The following is a 19,280-nucleotide window of genomic DNA, read 5'->3' on the forward strand; positions in this document are numbered from 1 at the left end:
GGACGAACTGTCAGCGCCCTGGAGGTTCCCGTGCCCGCACTCACCCTCCGCGAAGTCCTGGCCCTCGACCCGGTACGCGCCGCCGAGCCCGAGCTGCTGGCCGGGGAGGACGCCCTGGACCGCCCGGTCCGCTGGGTGCACTCCAGCGAGGTCTACGAGGGCGCGAACTTCCTCGACGGCGGGGAACTGCTCCTGACCAACGGCTTCGGACTGACGGACGCCGAGGAGACGGACCGGCGGCGGTACGTGCGCGAGCTGGCGGCGCGGGACGCGGCCGGGCTGGCGGTGGAGGTGGGGCGCTCGCTGCCGTCGATGCCCGCCGAGGTGACGGACGAGGCCCGCCGCCTGGGGCTCCCTCTCCTGGCGCTGCACCGGGTCGTGCCCTTCGTACGGATCACGGAGGCCGCCAACCGGGCGATCGTGGCCCGGGGACTGTCCGGACGGTCCGTCGTACGGCCGTGGGGCGACGACCATACGGCCGCGCTGCTGGCGGACCTCGCGGACCGCGCGGCACTGAACCAGCCCGAGGTGGAGGCGCGGTCGGCGCTCGCCGGGTTCCACCCCGGCCCCGGCGCCCGCCTGATCGGGGTGTCCCTGCACGGCACGCGGGACGTGAGCACGGTCGACCGGGCGGCACGGCTGCTGGGCGGGGCGGGCGTGCTGCGGGCGGCGTTTCCGGGGGACGTGCTGGCGCTGCTGGCACTCTCCGGCGGACGGCCCGGTGATCCCATACGCGCCGTCCAGGACGCCTTCCGTACCGCCGCCGAGCCCGGCCTGACCGTCGCGGTCGGCCACGCCGTCGACGCCGGCAGCGGCTGGCTGCGCTGGAGCGACACGCTGCGCGCGGCCCGTACGACGCTGGAGCTGGCGCTGACCGTGCCGGCGGCCGAACCGGGCGTACCCGACGGCCCGCTGGTGACGTCCTCGCGCGCACTCGCCCTGGAACGGGAGCTGACGCGGGGCGGCGTGGACGCCAACCGGGAGCGGCTCGCGGGCTTGGTCCAGCACGCGCTGGGCCCGCTGCTGGCCTGGGAGGCGGCCCACCCCAGCGACCTCGTCCGCACCCTGGAGGTCCACTTGCGCCACGGCTGCTCACCCACCCGCACCGCCGCGCTGCTGCACATCGGCCGGCAGTCGCTCTACCAGCGCCTGGAACGGATCGAGTCCCTGCTCGGACTGGAGATCGACGATCCGGATCTGCTGGGGGAGCTGCTGGCGGCGGTCTGTGCGCATCGGGTGGTGCGGGGGATGAGCCCAGCGGTCGCGGGCGGGCTGCGGACGGTGGCTTAGGTGTTCTGTCCACGGAGGTTGGTGACAGCGATCACTGACGTGTGGTCTTGAAATGGGTGAGGGCCTTCTGGCTCGGTGTGGATTGCGACATCTACGCCGGACGACAGAAAGGCCCTCGTGCCCCACCGTAATGCACCCCTGACCGAGACCGGACGCCTGCGCCTGGCCCGCTGCGTGGTCGAGGACGGCTGGACCCTGCGCCGGGCCGCTGAGCGATTCCAAGTCTCGCCAACCACCGCACAGCGATGGGCCGACCGCTACCGCCGGCTCGGCGAGCCTGGCATGGCCGACCACTCCAGCCGCCCCCGCACCAGCCCGCGACGGACCCCGACCCGTACCGAGCGCAGGATCATCAAAGTCCGCGTACTGCGCAGGTGGGGGCCAGCACGGATCGCAGGCCTGCTCCGCCTGGTGCCGTCCACCGTGCACCGGGTGCTGACCCGCTACGGCCTGGCCCGCCTGACCCACCTCGACCGGGCCACTGGGCGCGTCATCCGTCGCTACGAACGTGCCAAGCCCGGCGAACTGGTCCACGTCGACATCAAGAAGCTCGGCAACATCCCCGACGGCGGCGGCCACAAGACCCTCGGACGCCAGGCGGGCCGCAAGACCCGGTCCGGCGCCGGCTACAGCTACCTCCACAACGCCGTCGACGACCACTCCCGCCTGGCCTACAGCGAGATCCACGCAGACGAGAAGAAGGAGACCGCTGTCGGCTTCTGGAGTCGCGCCCAGGCGTACTTCGCCACCTGCGGGATCACCGTCGAACGCGTCCTGACCGACAACGGCTCCTGCTACAAATCCCACCTGTGGCGAGACGCCCTGGCAGCAGCCGGGATCACGCACAAGCGAACCCGCGCCTACCGGCCGCAGACGAACGGCAAGGTCGAACGCTTCAACCGCACCCTGCTCGACGAATGGGCCTACGCCCGCCCCTACCGATCAGAGCAGGAACGACGCGACGCCTTCCCCAGCTGGCTGCACACCTACAATCACCACCGCGGACACACCGCGCTCAAGGGCCAACCACCCGCCAGCCGCGTCCCTAACCTCTCAGGGCAATACACTTAGGGCCACAGGGCCTGGGGCGACAGCCCTTAGGGCGACAGGCCCTAGCGGAGTGTCACACGGCTCGTCCCGTTGTACGGCGCCATGCACAGCACCGTCTCCGGGGTCCGCAGGGTGTCGTTCCCGGCGAACAGCTCCCTTGCCGTGTCGAAGGGCACGTCGTCGCCGATGACCTGGGCGACCCGGTCGTACAGCTCACGGGACGGGTCCGACAGGGTCGGCTCCTTCCCCTCCTCCTCTCCCCAGATGTCCCACAACAGGGTCTCCACCTTGTTCAGGGCAGCGAGGTCGAGCCGGACGTTGCCCGCCACGAACCGCTCCCCCCAGAGCGGCCCCTCCGCCGGCGGGTGCAGCCCGAAGGTCTCCGGGTCCGCCCCGCGCTCCCGGATCGCCCGCCACGCCTCGCCCGCGACCAGGAAGCGGTCGCGGGGGACGTCCATCGGGTCGAAGTCCACGTTCCAGTAGTCGGTGACGAGGGGGTCGGCGAGCTGGGCGTCGGCGAGCAGCCAGGCGCCCCGTTCGGCGTCCCAGTACTCGGTGACCACGTGGTCACCGTGGAAGCCGTTGTTGCCGAAGTAGTCGGCGAAACCGGACCGTATGCGGGCGGGGATGCCGGCATGGCGCAGGAACGAGCAGTGCAGCAGCGAGAAGTCGCGGCACACTCCGACGAACCGGTCGCGGACCTCGCGCCGCCGGGTCAGCGGGGCGTCGTCGCGCCCGACGATGATCCGCAGGATGTCGTCGATGTAGCGGGCCTCGGCGTCGTTGTGGAGGCGGTCCTGCGGGTGGGTGTGGTGGAACTGCGCTCCTTCAAGGCGATGGATCAGCAAGTCGCGGGACACGCGGGCCAGTTGAGCGGGGTCGTCCGCCAGGTCGGCGTAGAGGGGCGCGAGTTCGCCGGGATCGGAGATGGCGCTCTGCGTGGCGTAGAAGGCGGCGGTGTCCGGGGCGAGTTGTGTGATGGGGGTGACGGTCATGGTTGGACACCGTGGCAAAATTCCCCGCAAAATGTCCAGCGGTCCGGGCAAGTGACCGGTCAGGTATCCGGCCAAGTAACCTGTGCCGATCACGCCGCGCGCTGCGGCAGTTGGGCCCCGGCGGGAGGAAGAACGGTCATGGTTGCTGCTCCGGTTCTGGAGGAGCTGCGGGAGGTCTGCCAGCCGCAGGCCAAGCTCGCGAGCCGCAACGGCGAGCACTGGGCGGGTCGGCTGTACATGCGGCGCGTCTCGCTGCGGTTCACCCGGCAGTTGGTGCGCACGCCGGTCACCCCCGACCAGCTGACCTGGGCCATGGTCGTGTGCGGGGTCGCCTCCGGTGCCGCGCTGATGATCCCGGGCCTGACCGGTGCCGTACTCGCCGTCGTCCTGATGCAGCTGTTCCTCCTCTTCGACTGCGTGGACGGCGAAGTCGCCCGCTGGAAGGGGCAGAACAGCGCGGCAGGCATCTACGTCGACCGGCTCGGCGCCTACCTCGCGGACGCTGCGCTGATGGCGGGCGCCGGTTACCGGGCCGCCGAGTCCGGGTTCGGCGGCTGGCTGTCGGTCGGCATCGCCACCGCCCTGGGCGTCGTACTGCTCAAGGCCTCGACCGACCTCGTCGACGTGGCCCGCGCCCGGCGCGGACTGGGCGTCGTCGACGACGAGTCGACCCGGCCGCGCTCGCAGGGTGTGGCCACGGTCCGCCGACTGGCCGCCGCCTTCAAGATCCACCGCGTGACGAACGGCATCGAGGCGTCGCTGGTCCTGCTGGTCGCGGCCGTCGCCGACCAGGCGACCGGCGGCATCGAACCGACCCGCTGGGCGCTGGGCGCGCTGGCTGTCATCACGTGGGTGATGGTTCCGGCCCACCTGCTGTCGATTCTGTCGTCGTCGCGGCTGCGGTGAGGTCGGCGGATTTCTGCGGGAAGCGGTACGCGGTGGAGGGCTCCGCGCCTACGGTGAACCGCATGGACCCAGAAGAGGACCAGCGCCTGGCCGCCATCGCCCCGGAGATCTCCCGCATCTCCATCGACCTCCTGCGCAAAGCGGCCGGCACGTACCCGGAGGAACAGGTCGCCAAGGAGGCTCTCGACTGCGCCGACGAGATCCTGTCCCAGTACGGCACGGACGGCCTCCGAGCCCTGGTCATGAGCCTCACCTGCTGGGCAACCGTCCAGCTGGAGGTCAACGCCCAGGCGTCGGGACGGCCCTTGGAATCAGTCCTGGACGACATGCTGCTGACGTGGCTGGAGACTGATCCGGGGGAGTTGCGGGAGCCGGGGGAGCCGGGGGAGCCGGGGAAGCCGGGGAAGTGAAGTGGGCGGGGCGGGGCCGTCGCGGGCTGCTTGGTCGAGGGCCGCTCCGTCGAGGGCTGCTTGAGCGAGCGCCTGTCGGAGGAGTGGCCGTTGGGCCGCCCGCCTCTTGGCCAGTGTCGTGCTTCCGCGACCCGAGTAAAGGGCGCTCCGCTGTCGCTCCGCGTCGGCTGCGCCGATGGCCCTGCGGGCCACCCTTGACTCGGCTCGCTCCAGCACGGGTGAGAAGCGAGCGAGCGGCCCGGAGGAACGGGTGGCCCAGGTGGGCGGTCCCTTACGTCGTCCGAGAGCGGACCGGCGTGCGGGGGCGCGCTCGCGCCTCGCCGGCACGCCGGGCCGGCTCAGCGGCGAGCGGTGAGTGGGTGGTGGCGAGTGGGTGGTGGCGGTACGCGTCGGCTGGGCGGGGGCACGCCGGCCCGGCCCAGCGGCTGATGGCAGGCCCTCATCCAGTGATTGGCAGATGTGTTCCACCGGAACGACCAGCTGACCTGGGCTTTTTCTGCGTAAGGGTGGAACGGATCTGCCAATTGCCGCACGATCCACCCGGCGCGGCGAGAAGCCCAGGCGGGCAGGTCCTAGCCGTTGTGCGGAGTGTTATCAAGGAACGACACGCCAGCGGCGGTGTGAAGGGGCATCAGCCCGGCCCCCCGGTCGGCCCAACTTCCTTACCAAGTCGCTTTCAGCTGCCAGTTTTTGATGGCGCATCACATCAGCGACTCTGGGCTTTCGAACACTCGATCGGCCCCTTCTTGGCCCCGCTCGGGCAATTCTGAGGTGGCGTCACAAATAAGGCCTGAGTATGTTCATTTTTGGTCGGCCGCTCAGCTGACATCCCTGAGAGATGGAGAAACGGAATGACTGAGAGAAGGAGATACGGAGCGCGTAGGCGTGCCGTTGTCGCGATCGCAGCGTCGGTGGGAATTACGGCCCTGGCTGCAACCTGTGTGAACTACGCCTCGGCTTCCAGTTCCGTTCCGAAGTCCGCCCCGTCGGTGCAGGATGCCGCTGCCTCTGTGCCCCTCGGAGGCGACGGCCAGGCGAACCTCGGAGGCGACGGCCAGCCGAACCACCGCGACAGGAACGACCACGACGGACGGATCCACGTCAACGAGCGAACGTATTCAGCAGATCCGGGTGTGTGCACCGCTGTGATCAGCAGTCCCGCCAGCACCTTCAACGTCCGAAACGAGAGTGACCGGACCATCGAATTCTTCAACGGGATTACCTGCGACGCCGGCGCTCCCATTGCGACTATCGGGCCCCGAGGCTCCGCCAGCGCAATCCCCGGCACGACAGTCACCGACGGGACCGTGGTACCCACGGCGCTTGTCGGCAGCTTCCGAGCAATCGACAAAAACCACCACTGACCCCCGCGGACCAAGGGCGGCGAAAAGCCTGCCTGCGGCACATGGAACCCGGCCCGCCGCAATCGGGCCGGGCCTGTGCGTATCGAGCAGTGGCCAGCAGTGGATGAGTTCCAATGCGGCACGCTCCTTTCGCGCACTACCTATAAGGCTGCAGTGTGTCGACGCAGCCTTTCCCGGAAGGTCTCCATGGAGTAATCAAAGGACTTTTCTTGATCTTTGTCTAGCACGACACCCCCAGGGGTACGACCAGTCATCCCCGCCTCTCAAGCACCGCGTAGTCCGCGAAGCTTCTGCGGTAGCGGGCGTGGCGGGTCTCCTGGGTGTGCTTGCGCTGCCACTCCTCGACCTCTGCCGGGTCGCCGTACGGTCCGGACGTGGCGCCGCACTCGGCCTCGTCCCCCGAGACGCAGTGCGCCTCGTACTCCGGCTGCGCGGACGGGTCCTGCACGATCGAGTACGGCACGTAACGGAGGATCCTGCGTCGGGCGGCCGTTGCCTCGCCGTGGTCCCGGCGCTGGTGCTGGCGCAGCAGTACGTTGGCGTCCGTCTCCGCGCTCCTGTCGAAGCCGGCCCGCGCCGCCTCCCGCCGAGCCGCGAACTCCTCGCACGTCGCGCAACCGGGCAACGGTACGGGGGGAAGGGACACGTCATCCAGCTGACGTGACGTCCCCAGCCCTTCCCGGAAACGGTCGTTGAGCGCCTTCACCCCCGCGCGCAGCCGTTCCTCCTGTGTCGCCGCACGGATCAGCGCCGGGTCCGCCTGCCACTCCCGTCCGCCGCCGATCGGGCGCAGCATCGCGTACGGGCCCGCCTTGTCCCGGTACTCGCCGACCTTGCGTGTCTGCGGGTCGTAGACGATCGTTCCCGGTTCCAGCCGCTCAGCCATGTCCAACTCCTGGCACCTTTCGTAACTCTGGGTGTATCGAGAGTCGCCCACGGGAATCGTCCGCATCAATGCTTCAGGCGTGCCACTGATCGACTGTCACAGGGGGGAAGCGGTGAGCCGACGCAATGCCGAGGGGGGAGCGGGGGTCACTACGGCCGCCGTCTTCGGGGAGGTGCTCAAGCACTTCCGCGAGGCGGCGATGCTTACGCAGGGGGCGCTGGCCCAGGAGATTCCGTGCGATCGCTCGCACGTGGCGCGGGTGGAGGCGGGTACGCGGGTCCCGCAGGACACGTTCGCCAAGAAGTGCGACGAGCTTCTCGGTACGGGTGGGGTGTTGATGCGGTTGTGGGGGCGCATCGACTGGTATCCGCAGGTGGAGCATCCGGATTGGTTCCGGCGGAGGGCCGAGATGGATGCGGTGGCGACCCAGCTCTACGAGTACCAGGTGATGGTCATCCCTGGCCTGTTGCAAGCGCCGGACTACGCACGGGCCCTGCTTTCCCAGACAGCCAGCGGCGACGAAGTCGAGGAACGGGTCCGGGCACGCCTGAGCCGACAGCAACGCTTCCTCGCCGACAACGGGCCGCTGTACGTCGCTGTACTGGACGAAAGCTGTCTGCGCCACATGGTGGGGAGCGCTGCCGTGATGCGCGACCAGTGTGCGCACTTGCTGAGCATCGGGCAGCGTCCCAACATCCGCATTCAGGTCGCCCCGGCCGCCGCCGGAATCGTCCGCCCCACCACGTCCGTGTCGCTGATCACGATGCCCGGTGGAGAGCGCTGGGTCTACTCGGAGTCGCTGAGCCGTGGCCACTTCAGCAACGATCCGACCCTCTACGCACGCCACAGTCGAACTTATGATGTGCTCAGGGCTGACGCTCTGTCTGCCTCGGAGTCTGCCGCACTGATCGGCGAGGCGATGGAAGGGTACGGGCACGATGAACGGGCACGAGCTCAGCGCAACGACCTGGATCAAGAGCAGCTACAGCGGCAACGACGGCGGCAACTGCATAGAAGTAGCCCCCGGTTTCCCCGACCTCGTCCCCGTCCGCGACAGCAAAACCCCTGACGGCCCCGTCCTCCTCATCTCCCCCTCCGCCTGGTCGGCGTTCACCTTTGCCCTCCGCTGAGCCTTCGGGCTGCCCATCTATGCTGGGCCTGCCCGTACAGGCAACGCACGCACGCCGGGAGGCACTTGTGGCAGGGCTGGAGCCGGACGACCCGCGCTCCGTCGGGGACTACCGGTTACTGAGCCGGCTCGGTGCGGGCGGTATGGGGCGGGTCTTCCTCGGCCGGTCTCCGGGCGGGCGGCTCGTCGCGGTCAAGGTGGTGCACTCCGAGCTGGTGCGCAGGCCGGAGTTCCGGTCCCGGTTCCGGCGGGAGGTGCAGGCGGCCCGGCTGGTGAGCGGGGCGTTCACCGCGCCCGTCATCGACGCCGACCCGGACGCGCCGCTGCCGTGGCTGGTCACCAGTTACATCGCCGGGCCGTCGCTGGAGCAGGTGGTCGTCGAGCAGGGGCCGATGGGCGCGGGCGCGGTGCTGGGTCTGGCGGCCGGGCTGGCCGAGGCGCTGATGTCGATCCATGCCGTGAACCTCGTCCACCGCGACCTCAAGCCCTCCAACGTGCTGCTCGCGGAGGACGGGCCGAGGGTCATCGACTTCGGGATCGTGCGCAGTGTCGAGGGCGACTCGATCACGAGGACCGGGCACATGGCCGGCTCGCCGGGGTTCATGTCCCCCGAGCAGGTCAGTGGCGACGAGATCACCCCGGCCAGTGACGTCTTCTGCCTGGGCGCGGTTCTGGCCTTCGCGGCGACCGGCGGCAACCCCTTCGGAGGGGGACCGACCCCGGCCCTCCTCTACCGCGTCGTGCACAACGAACCGGATGTCGACGCCGTCGCCGACCCGGCCCTGCGCGCCCTGATCACCGCGTGTCTGACCAAGGACCCCGCCCGCCGCCCGACACCGCGCGAGATACTCACCCAGGTCGGCCCGGCCGGCGGCGAGAGCACGATGGCGCTGCGGCCCGCCGTTCAGCGGCGGAACGCCGACGGGGCCACCCACATGTCCGGCCCCGCTCCCGCAGCCACCCACCAGCAGGCGGCCCACCTGGACCACCCGTCCACCCAGGTGCATCGGACGCACCTGGACACCACCCAGCCACCGCCCCCCGGCAGACCGAGTCCTCCGACCGTCCCCGCCGACCCACCATCCGGCCCCGGCGGCAGCCGCCGCGCCTTCCTCCTCTCCGGAGTCGGCGCGGTAGCCGCGATCGGCGTCGGTGCGGGCTTCTGGCTCAACCGGTCAGCGGCCGACCACGAAGGCGCCGAAGGCAGCAGCGCGTCGCCCTCTCCCTCCCCCTCCGCCCCGCGCCTCGCGCAACCGATCGGCATCTGGCCACTCGACGAGGCCTCCGGTGCCCTCGCCCGGGACACCGTCCGCGGCAACGACGGCACCGCGACCGAGGTCCGCTGGCGGGCCGGCAAGGGTGGGGCCGCCGAGTTCGACGGGAGCCGGAGTCAGATCGTCACCGAGGGGCCGGTGGTGAGGACGGGCGCCGGGCGCAGCTTCACGGTCGCGGCCTGGGTCTGTCTGTCCACCGAGCCGGGCTTCTTCGCCACCGCCGTCAGCCAAGAGGCGGCCGAGGCCAGCGGCTTCTACCTCCAGTACTCGAGTGACGAGAAGCGCTGGGCCTTCGCCCGCCCCGGCCTGCGCGCGGTCGGCTACTCCGTCCCCGCCGTGGACACCTGGACGCACCTGGTCGGTGTCTGCGACGGCGCCCACCGCAAGCTGCGGCTGTACGTCAACGGCGTCCAGGAGGCGGAGACCGACGACACCAAGCCGACCCCCGCCCCCGGCGGTCTCATGATCGGCCGCGCGACCTTCGACCGGCAGCCCAGCGATTTCTTCCCCGGCGCCATCAGAGATGTACGCGTCTTCGACCGGGCCCTCACCTCCGCCCGGATCAAGACCCTGAAGTGACCCGTGGGTTCCCGCCCCCTCAGACCCGGGACCCGATCCGCCCTCGCAGCACCCCGTACAGCCCCGCACTCACCGCGAACCCGACCAGACATGTGATGTCCCCGAAGGACGGCCACCGCTCCGGCACCCAGCCGACGTACTTCTCCTGGTTGGAGAAGAGGGGGACGGACACCACGATGCCGGTCAACAGGGCTGTGATGCCCGGCCAGTTGGTGAAGGTCCGGTCGCTCAGGCGCCCCGCCAGGTCGGCGTCCGTCGCCGTACGGCCCTGGCTCCACCGCTCCACCAGCACGACCCCCAGCCACGGTCCCACCCAGTAGGCGATGACCAGCAGGAACGCCTCGTACGTGTGCCCCGCGTCCGCCAGCGACGCCCACGCCGCGGCCGTACCGGCCAGACCGCACAGCACGACGATCGCGCTGCGGCCCAGCCACGGCGGGAGCTTCAGGCCCAGCGACGTGATCGACATGGCCGACGAGTAGACGTTGAGGGCATTCGCGGAGACCGCGCCCAGGATGATGGCCAGCAGGACCAAGTCGCTGAGCCACCCCGGGAGGTGGCCCGTGAAGGCCGCCGTCGGGGTCGCGTCCTCGGGTGCCACGATCGTCGCCGACGCCGCGCCGATCACGGAGACGACGGCGATGGACACGAACAGGCCCAGCGCCGGGTACAGGACCGTTTTGAAGCGGTTCGCCGTGCGGGGGAGGTAGCGGGAGTAGTCCGACGCGCCCGGGTTCCAGCCCGCCGTGTAGCCCCAGGCCGCGCTGAAGGCGAGCAGGAAGCCGCCGATGCCGCCCCCGGCGCCCGCCCCGCCCAGGTCGGCCTCCTTGAAGGTCCACACGCCGGCCAGCAGGAAGACGACCGCCAGTGCCGGGAAGGCGTATTTCTCGAAGGCGTGGACGAAGTTGTGGCCGATGAAGCCGATCACGATCTCGGCGGCCACGACGAGCAGCAGGGAGGGGAGGGGGCGTAGGCCCGTCAGCGTGTTGAGGGCGAAAGCCGCGCTCACACTGTTGACGGCGAACCAGCCGACGCCCGCGACCAGCGCGTTCACACCCGAGGGCAGCAGATTGCCCCGGAAACCGAAGGAGAAGCGGCCGATCGCCATCTGTGGAACGCCGAAGCGCGGGCCGTCCAGGGACAGGATCCCGTGGGTGAGCGATCCGAGCGCGGTGCCCAGCAGGAGCGCGGCCGTCGCCTGCCAGAAGTTCAGGCCGAAGAAGAGGACCGAGATCACGCCGATGTAGACCGTCGCGAACTCGATGTTCGGAGAGGCCCACGTCCACAGCAACTGAAGTGGGTTGCCGTGCCGTTCGGCGTCGGGGATCGGTTCCGAGCCCGCCGTCTCGACGGCGATGACCTTGTCACCGTATGCGGGGGTGAGCGTGGTGCCGGTGGAGTCGGCGGGAGCAGTCGTCATGCGAGGTAAGTGTCCGGCCCGCGCCCGCCCCGGCCCAGGGGCGCATTGTCCGCTTCGGGGGGCTCGCCGACGTACAAGCTGTAGGCACCCCGGAGGCGCATGGACGCACATGGGCGCACCCGGAGGCGTCGACGGCGTCAGTCCGCCTTCGGGTCCTCGCCGCCGTCCCGCTTGTCCCGGTCCTTCTCGTCCTTGCCCTTGTCGTCCTTGTCGTCCCCGTCCCTGTCCTCGTCCTTGAGGGACTTGAGGAACTCGGGGTTGTCGTCGGGCGCGACCCACTGCCGGCCGCCGCCGCCCCGGTTCCACGGTGAGCCGGCGGAGCCGAGCGCGCCGCCCGCCGTGGCCGGGTGGCGCTTCTTGCCCGCGATGAGCCAGGAGATCGAGCCGACGAGGGGGAACAGCAGCACGAGGAACGCCCACAGCGGCTTCGGGATGTACTGGACGTCCTCGTCCTTCGTGCTGATGCAGTCGATGAACGCGTAGATGCTCAACGCCAGCGGGACGAGGAACATCAGCACCCGGAGCATGGGGCCTCTCAGCGAAGTCGTCGTCGGGGCCACGGTCAGGGGCCCCAGGTACAAGGCCAGGGTAACGGCTCGGGGATACTTGACCCCATGGCTTACGACGATCTTCGCTCCCTGCTCAGGGCGCTGGAGCGCGAGGGCGACCTCAAACGCATCAAGGCCGAGGTGGATCCGTACCTGGAGGTCGGGGAGATCGTCGACCGGGTGCAGAAATCCGGCGGACCGGCGCTCCTCTTCGAGAACGTGCGGGGCTCCTCGATGCCCCTCGCGATGAACGTCTTCGGGACCGACCGCCGGCTGCTGAAGGCCCTGGGCCTGAAGTCGTACGCGGAGATCAGCGAGAAGATCGGCGGCCTGCTGCGGCCGGAGCTGCCGCACGGCTTCGTCGGCGTGCGCGAGGCCTTCGGCAAGCTCGGCGCGATGACGCACGTGCCGCCGAAGAAGGTGAAGGAGGCTCCCGTGCACGAGGTCGTGCTGCGGGGCGACGAGGTGGACCTCGACGCGCTGCCCGCCCTCTTCACCTGGCCCAAGGACGGCGGCTCCTTCTTCAACCTGGGGCTCACGCACACCAAGGACCCGGAGAGCGGGATTCGGAACCTGGGCCTGTACCGCCTCCAGCGCCACGACCGGCGCACGATCGGCATGCACTGGCAGATCCACAAGGACAGCCGGAACCACTACCAGGTGGCGGCGCGAAGGGGCGAGCGGCTGCCGGTGGCGATCGCCTTCGGGTGTCCGCCGTCGGTCACCTATGCCTCCACCGCGCCCCTGCCCGGCGACATCGACGAGTACCTCTTCGCCGGGTTCATCGCGGGCAAGCGGATCGAGATGGTCGACTGCAAGACGGTGCCGCTCCAGGTGCCGGCGCAGGCGGAGGTGGTGCTGGAGGGCTGGCTGGAGCCGGGCGAGATGCTGCCCGAGGGACCCTTCGGCGACCACACCGGTTTCTACACGCCGCAGGAGCCCTTCCCCGCCCTGACGATCGACTGCGTGACGATGCGGAAGCGGCCGTTGCTCCAGTCGATCGTCGTGGGCCGGCCCCCGACGGAGGACGGGCCGCTGGGCCGTGCGACGGAGCGGTTCTTCCTCCCGCTGCTGAAGATCATCATCCCGGACATCGTGGACTACCACCTGCCCGAGGCGGGCGGCTTCCACAACTGCGCGATCCTCTCCATCGACAAGAAGTACCCGAAGCACGCGCAGAAGGTGATGCACGCGGTCTGGGGGGCGCACATGATGTCCCTGACGAAGCTGATCGTGGTCGTCGACTCCGACTGCGACGTCCACGATCTGCACGAGGTCGCCTGGCGCGCGCTCGGCAACACGGACTACGCGCGCGACCTCACGGTCGTCGAGGGCCCCGTCGATCACCTCGACCATGCCTCCTACCAGCAGTTCTGGGGCGGCAAGGCGGGCATCGACGCGACGAGGAAGTGGCCCGAGGAGGGCTACACGCGGGACGGGGGGTGGCCGGACATGGTGGAGTCCGACCCGGAGACGGCGGCGAAGGTGGATCGGCGCTGGAAGGAGTACGGGCTGTGAGCAGCGCCTCCGCCGCGATCCCGCAGCCGGGACGCACCAAGGCCTTCCTGCGCCTGGTGATGATCGAGCACTCCGTCTTCGCCCTGCCCTTCGCCTACATCGCCGCGCTCACCGCGATGTTCCAGTGGGACAAGAACATCCACTGGGGCCGGCTGCTGCTGGTCACCGTCGCCATGGTGGGCCTGCGGACGTTCGCGATGGCGGTCAACCGGATCATCGACCGGGAGATCGACGCCCGTAACCCCCGTACGGCGCAGCGGGAGCTGGTCACGGGAGCGATGTCGGTCCGCCACGCCTGGACGGGCGCCCTGATAGCGCTGGTCGTCTTCCTCGGCGCGGCGGCCCTGCTCAACCCCCTCTGCCTGGCCCTGGCCCCCATCGCGGTGATCCCGATGGTGGTCTACCCCTACGGCAAACGCTTCACGAACTTCCCGCAGGCCATCCTGGGCCTGGCCCAGGCGATGGGCCCGGTCGGCGGCTGGCTGGCGATCACCGGCGAGTGGTCGTGGGAAGCGGTGGTCCTGGGCCTGGCGGTCGGCATCTGGATCGGCGGCTTCGACCTGATCTACGCCTGCCAGGACGTGGAGACGGACCGCGAGATCGGCGTCATGTCGGTCCCGGCCCGCTTCGGCATCCCGGCGGCGATCTGGGGGGCGCGGGTCTGCCACGCGGTGACGACGGGGTTGTTCGTCTGGTACGCGGTCGCGACGGACGCGGGCACCTTCCTCTGGTTCGGGCTGCTGATCGTCGCGGGCGCGTTCGTGTACGAGCACAACATCGTCCGCCCGCACGACCTGTCCCGCGTGAACCGGGCGTTCTTCAGCGTCAACGGGTTCATTGGAATTGCCCTTTTTGTGTGCGCGCTGATGGATCTTCTGGTGCGCGGACTGACAGTCTGAAAAGGTCGCGGTCCGAATCATGAGAGCTGACGGATAGGCTCGACACCATGAAGCCAGGACAGACGCAGCGCACGCCTTGGATCGTGGGGGTGTCGGGAGCGTCCGGTACGCCGTACGGGGCTGCCGTGCTGCGTGCGTTGCTGGAGGCGGGGGAGAGCGTCGACCTGGTGGTCAGCCGGGCCTCGCGGCTCACGCTGCTCGACGAGACGGGGATCTCCTTCCGCGACGCGCACTGGCAGGACGATCTGCGGGAGTGGCTGTCGACAGGCGCCGACGGGAAGCCGGGCACCTTCCAGGTGGACATCGACCGCGTACGGCACTGGAGCGCCGGCGACCTCGCGGCGGGGCCGTCCTCCGGGTCGTACCCCTCGAAGGGCATGCTGATCGTCCCCGCCTCCACCGCATGCGTCGCCGGAGTCGCCCTCGGCCTGTCCAAGGACCTGCTGCAACGGGCCGCGAGCGTCACCCTCAAGGAGCGCCGCAAGCTCGTCGTGGCCGTGCGGGAGACCCCCCTCAACGGGCAGACGCTGCGGCACCTGGTGACCCTGGACGACGCGGGCGCGAGCGTGGTGCCCGCCTCACCCGGCTTCTACGCGGGCGCCACGCACATCCAGGACCTGGTGGACTTCGTCGCCGGACGGGTCCTCGACGCGGCGGGCGTCGAGCACGGGCTGTACCGCCGCTGGAAGGGTGACCTGGGCGGCTCCCGGTCCGAACGTCCCGAGTGAGCGCCACGCGACACCGACCTCAGGAACCCCCGGACCATTACAGATCTCTTCAGACTTGAGACTCTTCAGCGGAAGGCTTCGATCGCATGGACGCGGTGGACAGGCAGCTCATCCAGGCCCTGAGGGAGAACGGCCGGGCCTCCTACGCCGAGCTGGGGCGCCTCGTCGGACTGTCGGGACCCAGCGTCACCGACCGCATCAACCGGCTGGAGGCGGCCGGCGTCATCACCGGCTACCGCGCCACCGTCGACGCCGCCTCGCTCGGCCTCGGCGTCACCGCCCTGATCGGCATCTCGCTCTCCGACGCCGCCGACCACGAGGACGTGGCGGCCCGGATGAAGGACCTCAGCGAGATCGAGGACTGCTGGTTCATCGCCGGTGACGACTCGTTCATGCTCAAGGTGCGGGCGAACAACGTGGACGGGCTGGAGAGGATCATCCGGCGGCTGTCCGGAACGAAGGGCGTGTCCCGGACCCGTACGACCATCGTGCTCTCCACCAAGTGGGAGAACCGGGTGGGTGAGCTGCCCGAAGAGGTGTAGGCGCGCAGCGCCGTTTGGGGGTCCCCCCGCCCGAAGGGTGGGGGAGTACGGTTTACGGAGTCTGTCTCAGAAAGAGGTGTCGGCATGGACGTCGGGCTCAAGCGCGAGCTGGAGGAGAAGGTCCGCTCCGGTGAGCGGCTGACCCGCGAGGACGGCATCGCGCTGTACGAGTCGGACGACCTGGCATGGCTGGGCGGGCTCGCGCACGAGGTGCGGACGCGGAAGAACGGCGACGTCGTCCACTTCAACGTCAACCGCCACCTCAACATGACGAACGTGTGCACCGCGTCCTGCGCCTACTGCTCCTTCCAGCGCAAGCCGGGCGAGAAGGACGCGTACACGATGCGCATCGAGGAGGCGGTCAAGCTCGCCAAGTCGATGGAGGGCGAGAACCTCACCGAGCTGCACATCGTGAACGGGCTGCATCCGAATCTGCCCTGGCGGTACTACCCGCGGTCGCTGCGCGAGCTGAAGGCCGCCCTGCCGCATGTGTCCCTGAAGGCCTTCACCGCCACCGAGATCCACCACTTCGAGACCATCTCCGGGCTGAGCGCGAGCGAGATCCTCGACGAGCTCATCGACGCGGGCCTGGAGTCCCTCACCGGTGGCGGCGCGGAGATCTTCGACTGGGAGGTCCGGCAGCACATCGTCGACCACCGCACCCACTGGGAGGACTGGTCGCGCATCCACCGGCTGGCGCACGAGAAGGGGCTCAAGACCCCGTGCACCATGCTCTACGGCCACATCGAGGAGCCCCGCCACCGCGTCGACCACGTGCTCAGGCTCCGCGAACTGCAGGACGAGACCGGCGGCTTCCAGGTCTTCATCCCGCTGCGCTACCAGCACGACTTCGTGGACATGCAGGACGGCAAGGTGCGCAACCGCCTTCAGGCGCGTACGCAGATGGCGACGGGCGCCGAGGCGCTGAAGACCTTCGCGGTCTCGCGGCTGCTGTTCGACAACGTCCCGCACGTCAAGGTCTTCTGGGTCATGCACGGCGTCCAGACCGCCCAGCTCGCCCTCCAGCACGGCGCCGACGACATGGACGGCTCGGTCGTCGAGTACAAGATCACCCACGACGCCGACAACTACGGCACGCCGAACAAGCTCACGCGCGAGGACCTGCTGGACCTCATCCGCGACGCCGGTTTCCGACCGGTGGAGCGGAACACGCGGTACGAGATCATCCGGGAGTACGAGGGCCCGGACCCGGCGCGCCGGGAGTCGCCGCAGCCGATGCGGGTCTGACTTTTCAGCCGACGGGGAGTGGGCCTACCTAGGGGCGCGGGGAACTGCGCGACCAGCCACAACGCACCCGCAGTCGGCATGCGTCCGAGGCTTCACGGCGGGTACTCGTCCACCATGGTGAGCACAAAGGCACCAGAGGACGCCTACACAGCCGCCCCCTTCGTCCCCGACCACGGCGGTCTGCCCGCCCTGCGCCGAGCCGCCGCCGACTGCCGAGGCTGCCCCCTTCACCAGAACGCCACCCAAACCGTCTTCGGCGCCGGAAACAAGGACGCCCGCGTCATGCTCGTCGGCGAGCAGCCCGGTGACCAGGAGGACAGCCAGGGCAAACCGTTCGTCGGCCCGGCAGGGCGTCTGCTGGACCGAGCCCTCGCAGAGGCCGGCATCGATCCCGGCGAGGCGTACGTGACCAACGCCGTCAAGCACTTCAAATTCACGCAGGCCGAGCCCCGCAAGCGCCGGATCCACAAGGCACCGACCCTGCGGGAGATGACCGCGTGCGGGCCGTGGCTCGCGGCCGAGCTGGCGATCGTGGAGCCCGAGCTGATCGTGATCCTGGGGGCCACGGCCGGCAAGGCGCTGCTCGGGTCGTCGTTCCGGGTCGGGCAGGTGCGCGGGACGGTGCTGGAGGAGGAGATCCACGGGCGGCGGGAGCGGCTCGTGCCGACCGTGCACCCGTCCTCCGTGCTGCGGGCGCAGGACGACAAGGACCGGGAGGCGGCGTATCGGGGCCTGGTGTCGGATCTGAAGGTGGCGGCCCAGGCGCTGTCATAGCCGTCGTAATGTCTACGATGGCTCGGTGTCCCTTACCTTCACTTTCGATCCGTCCGTCACTCCGGACCTCCGGGACGGCATCCTCGACCTGTGGACCGACGTCTCCAACGCGGGCGGAGCCGTCGGCTTCGTGCCGCCGGTGAACCGCGACACCATCCGGCCGGAACTGGTGAAGCACTTCGCCGGGATGGCCGGGGGGCGCATCCGGCTGCTCGTCGCCCACGACGAGGCCGGTCAGGTCGCCGCCACCGCCTTCTTCAGCTTCAACACGCACCGCCTGATGACGCACTGGGTCTGGCTGTACACGGTGATGGTGCACCCGCGCCACCAGGGCAAGGGGTACGGCCGCGACCTGCTGGCCGCCGCCGCGGACAGGGCCCGCACCTTCGACGGCATCGAGGCCATCCGGCTCACCTGCCGCGGCGGCCTCGGCCTGGAGCGCTTCTACGGCTCCTGCGGCTACAAGGAGGTCGGCCGGGTACCCGGCGCGATACGGGTCGCGCCGGGGGAGGACCGGGACGACGTGATCATGCTGCTGTCGCTGGACTAGTGCCCCGCTGGCCGCTGTGTACCCCCGTTCAAGATCAGGTCCCGCCCGTGCTTCACTGGACGGGATTGTTCAAACTGTCCGAAACGGAAGAGTGGATTGAGATGCTCCGCTACACGCTGATGCGCCTCGGGATCTTCGTGGGCTGCCTCGTGGTCGTCTGGGGCCTGGTCTACTCCGGCGTCGTCCCGCGTGGCCTCGGCGACTCCAACGGCATGTGGATCGTCCTGCTCTCCCTGGTCATCTCGGCCCCGATCAGCTTCGTGGTGCTGCGCAAGGAGCGGGACCGCGCGTCGATGCAGGTCGTGCAGAAGGTGGACAAGATCAAGACCAACCTGGAGGCGAACCGCAACCAGGAGGACGGCGCCGACGACGCCGCCCGGTCGCAGGGACAGGCTCCCCAGGCGTCGTAGGCGAGGCAGGCGAGGCTCCTCAGGCCGCGTGGGCGACAGGTCGCGGGCCGCGTAGGGGCGTTGCGCGCGCCCGAATCCAATTACGCTTCCCGTATGGGTGCCGTGAAGAGCAAGCGCATGCCGCGTGCCGTCCGTGAGCAGCAGATGCTGGACGCCGCCGTACGGACCTTCGGGCAGCGCGGGTACATGGCCGCGTCGATGGACGAGATCGCCGAACTCGCGGGCGTGTCCAAGCCGTTGGTGTACCTGTACCTGAACTCGAAGGAAGACCTCTTCACCGCCTGCATCCGCCGCGAGGCGAAGGCGCTCACCGAGGCCGTCCGGGCCGGTGTCGACCCCGGTCTGCCCGCCGACCGCCAACTCTGGGACGGGCTGGGGGCGTTCTTCACCCACACCGCGCAGAACCCGGACGGCTGGTCCGTGCTGCACCTCCAGGCCCGCACCCACGGCGAGCCGTTCGCGGCGGAGGTGGCCGCGATGCGCGAGGAGCTCGTCGCGTTCGTGACCGAGCTGATCGTCGTCGCCGCCCGCGAGGCCCACCGCGATCCCGACCTGCCCGAGCGCGAGGTCGCCGGCCTGGCCGAGGCCCTGGTGGGAGCGGCCGAGTCACTGGCCGCCTGGGCCAACGCCACCCCCGGCATCACCGCGAGACAGGCGGCGGCGACCCTGATGAACTTCGCCTGGGCGGGGCTCGGCAACCTCATGGAAGGCAACCCGTGGTCCCCGCCCGGCCCGTCTCACTAGTGCCCCGGCGGGGCGA

Annotated in this window: 20 protein-coding genes and 1 pseudogene; 17 read left to right on the forward strand and 4 right to left on the reverse strand. The window is 69.8% G+C overall.

Annotated elements, in window-relative coordinates; translation table 11 throughout:
• Window positions 1-30: 30 nt before the first annotated feature.
• Both Q4V64_RS30370 and Q4V64_RS30375 read left to right on the forward strand, forming a co-directional pair.
• A complete protein-coding gene (locus Q4V64_RS30370) occupies window positions 31-1,290 on the forward strand; it encodes a PucR family transcriptional regulator (protein ID WP_148100382.1) in 1,260 nt (419 codons plus the stop codon).
• Window positions 1,291-1,407: 117 nt separating this feature from the next.
• On the forward strand, window positions 1,408-2,361 hold the full coding sequence (locus tag Q4V64_RS30375) for an IS481 family transposase (RefSeq protein ID WP_303708863.1): 954 nt from the start codon (window positions 1,408-1,410) through the stop codon (window positions 2,359-2,361).
• 41 nt (window positions 2,362-2,402) lie between these two features.
• On the opposite strand, the gene Q4V64_RS30380 is transcribed toward Q4V64_RS30375, so the two are convergent.
• Window positions 2,403-3,335 (reverse strand): transglutaminase domain-containing protein, encoded by a 933-nt coding sequence (locus Q4V64_RS30380; protein WP_124440105.1) that lies wholly within the window; start codon window positions 3,333-3,335, stop codon window positions 2,403-2,405.
• Between the two features lie 138 nt (window positions 3,336-3,473).
• On the opposite strand from Q4V64_RS30380, the gene Q4V64_RS30385 reads away from it, so the two are divergent.
• The 3 genes from Q4V64_RS30385 (at window position 3,474) to Q4V64_RS30395 (ending at window position 6,015) form a co-directional block, all read left to right on the forward strand.
• A complete protein-coding gene (locus Q4V64_RS30385; RefSeq protein WP_124440104.1) occupies window positions 3,474-4,241 on the forward strand; it encodes a CDP-alcohol phosphatidyltransferase family protein in 768 nt (255 codons plus the stop codon).
• Window positions 4,242-4,303: 62 nt separating this feature from the next.
• Window positions 4,304-4,651 carry a hypothetical protein gene (locus tag Q4V64_RS30390; protein ID WP_124440103.1) on the forward strand — a complete coding sequence of 116 codons (348 nt, stop codon included), beginning with the start codon at window positions 4,304-4,306 and terminating at the stop codon, window positions 4,649-4,651.
• A gap of 851 nt (window positions 4,652-5,502) precedes the next feature.
• Window positions 5,503-6,015, forward strand: coding sequence for a hypothetical protein (locus Q4V64_RS30395; protein ID WP_124440102.1), 513 nt, complete (start codon window positions 5,503-5,505; stop codon window positions 6,013-6,015).
• A gap of 250 nt (window positions 6,016-6,265) precedes the next feature.
• Here Q4V64_RS30395 and Q4V64_RS30400 read toward each other — a convergent pair whose 3' ends face one another.
• Window positions 6,266-6,901: a hypothetical protein gene (locus tag Q4V64_RS30400; protein ID WP_124440101.1), complete on the reverse strand. Its 636-nt coding sequence runs from the start codon at window positions 6,899-6,901 to the stop codon at window positions 6,266-6,268.
• Between the two features lie 112 nt (window positions 6,902-7,013).
• On the opposite strand from Q4V64_RS30400, the gene Q4V64_RS30405 reads away from it, so the two are divergent.
• From Q4V64_RS30405 to Q4V64_RS30415, 3 genes and pseudogenes are all read left to right on the forward strand, one after another.
• On the forward strand, window positions 7,014-7,970 hold the full coding sequence (locus tag Q4V64_RS30405) for a helix-turn-helix transcriptional regulator (protein ID WP_172629192.1): 957 nt from the start codon (window positions 7,014-7,016) through the stop codon (window positions 7,968-7,970).
• A pseudogene (locus Q4V64_RS55330) lies at window positions 7,927-8,031 on the forward strand (DUF397 domain-containing protein); the annotation flags it as partial. The gene Q4V64_RS30405 and the pseudogene Q4V64_RS55330, both read left to right, overlap by 44 nt.
• Before the next feature lie 67 nt (window positions 8,032-8,098).
• Entirely contained in the window at window positions 8,099-9,883 is a 1,785-nt protein-coding gene (locus Q4V64_RS30415) for a LamG-like jellyroll fold domain-containing protein (RefSeq protein WP_124440098.1), read from the forward strand.
• Between the two features lie 19 nt (window positions 9,884-9,902).
• Here Q4V64_RS30415 and Q4V64_RS30420 read toward each other — a convergent pair whose 3' ends face one another.
• Both Q4V64_RS30420 and Q4V64_RS30425 read right to left on the reverse strand, forming a co-directional pair.
• Window positions 9,903-11,303 carry a cytosine permease gene (locus Q4V64_RS30420; protein WP_124440097.1) on the reverse strand — a complete coding sequence of 467 codons (1,401 nt, stop codon included), beginning with the start codon at window positions 11,301-11,303 and terminating at the stop codon, window positions 9,903-9,905.
• A 137-nt stretch (window positions 11,304-11,440) separates the two neighbouring features.
• Window positions 11,441-11,830 carry a PLD nuclease N-terminal domain-containing protein gene (locus Q4V64_RS30425; RefSeq protein WP_124440107.1) on the reverse strand — a complete coding sequence of 130 codons (390 nt, stop codon included), beginning with the start codon at window positions 11,828-11,830 and terminating at the stop codon, window positions 11,441-11,443.
• 87 nt (window positions 11,831-11,917) lie between these two features.
• Here Q4V64_RS30425 and Q4V64_RS30430 point away from each other — a divergent pair, with 87 nt between their 5' ends.
• The 9 genes from Q4V64_RS30430 to Q4V64_RS30470 all read left to right on the forward strand — a co-directional run bounded on the left by Q4V64_RS30430 (window position 11,918) and on the right by Q4V64_RS30470 (window position 19,264).
• Window positions 11,918-13,369, forward strand: coding sequence for a menaquinone biosynthesis decarboxylase (locus Q4V64_RS30430; protein WP_124440096.1), 1,452 nt, complete (start codon window positions 11,918-11,920; stop codon window positions 13,367-13,369).
• Window positions 13,366-14,268 carry a menaquinone biosynthesis prenyltransferase MqnP gene (gene mqnP / locus Q4V64_RS30435; RefSeq protein WP_124440095.1) on the forward strand — a complete coding sequence of 301 codons (903 nt, stop codon included), beginning with the start codon at window positions 13,366-13,368 and terminating at the stop codon, window positions 14,266-14,268. The genes Q4V64_RS30430 and mqnP overlap by 4 nt, the downstream gene beginning before the upstream one ends.
• A 47-nt stretch (window positions 14,269-14,315) precedes the next feature.
• On the forward strand, window positions 14,316-14,996 hold the full coding sequence (locus tag Q4V64_RS30440; protein ID WP_124440094.1) for a UbiX family flavin prenyltransferase: 681 nt from the start codon (window positions 14,316-14,318) through the stop codon (window positions 14,994-14,996).
• An 86-nt stretch (window positions 14,997-15,082) separates the two neighbouring features.
• Window positions 15,083-15,538 (forward strand): Lrp/AsnC family transcriptional regulator, encoded by a 456-nt coding sequence (locus Q4V64_RS30445; protein WP_124440093.1) that lies wholly within the window; start codon window positions 15,083-15,085, stop codon window positions 15,536-15,538.
• 84 nt (window positions 15,539-15,622) lie between these two features.
• On the forward strand, window positions 15,623-16,786 hold the full coding sequence (mqnE, locus tag Q4V64_RS30450; protein ID WP_124440092.1) for an aminofutalosine synthase MqnE: 1,164 nt from the start codon (window positions 15,623-15,625) through the stop codon (window positions 16,784-16,786).
• Window positions 16,787-16,900: 114 nt separating this feature from the next.
• On the forward strand, window positions 16,901-17,560 hold the full coding sequence (locus Q4V64_RS30455; protein WP_124440091.1) for a UdgX family uracil-DNA binding protein: 660 nt from the start codon (window positions 16,901-16,903) through the stop codon (window positions 17,558-17,560).
• A 25-nt stretch (window positions 17,561-17,585) separates the two neighbouring features.
• Entirely contained in the window at window positions 17,586-18,110 is a 525-nt protein-coding gene (locus Q4V64_RS30460) for a GNAT family N-acetyltransferase (RefSeq protein ID WP_124440090.1), read from the forward strand.
• Window positions 18,111-18,211: 101 nt separating this feature from the next.
• Window positions 18,212-18,520 (forward strand): DUF4229 domain-containing protein, encoded by a 309-nt coding sequence (locus Q4V64_RS30465; protein ID WP_124440089.1) that lies wholly within the window; start codon window positions 18,212-18,214, stop codon window positions 18,518-18,520.
• Window positions 18,521-18,613: 93 nt separating this feature from the next.
• Window positions 18,614-19,264 (forward strand): TetR/AcrR family transcriptional regulator, encoded by a 651-nt coding sequence (locus Q4V64_RS30470; protein ID WP_124440088.1) that lies wholly within the window; start codon window positions 18,614-18,616, stop codon window positions 19,262-19,264.
• The last annotated feature ends 16 nt before the right edge of the window (window positions 19,265-19,280 follow it).

Origin of the sequence: Streptomyces sp. NL15-2K, from assembly GCF_030551255.1 — a bacterium.
Classification (GTDB): domain Bacteria; phylum Actinomycetota; class Actinomycetes; order Streptomycetales; family Streptomycetaceae; genus Streptomyces.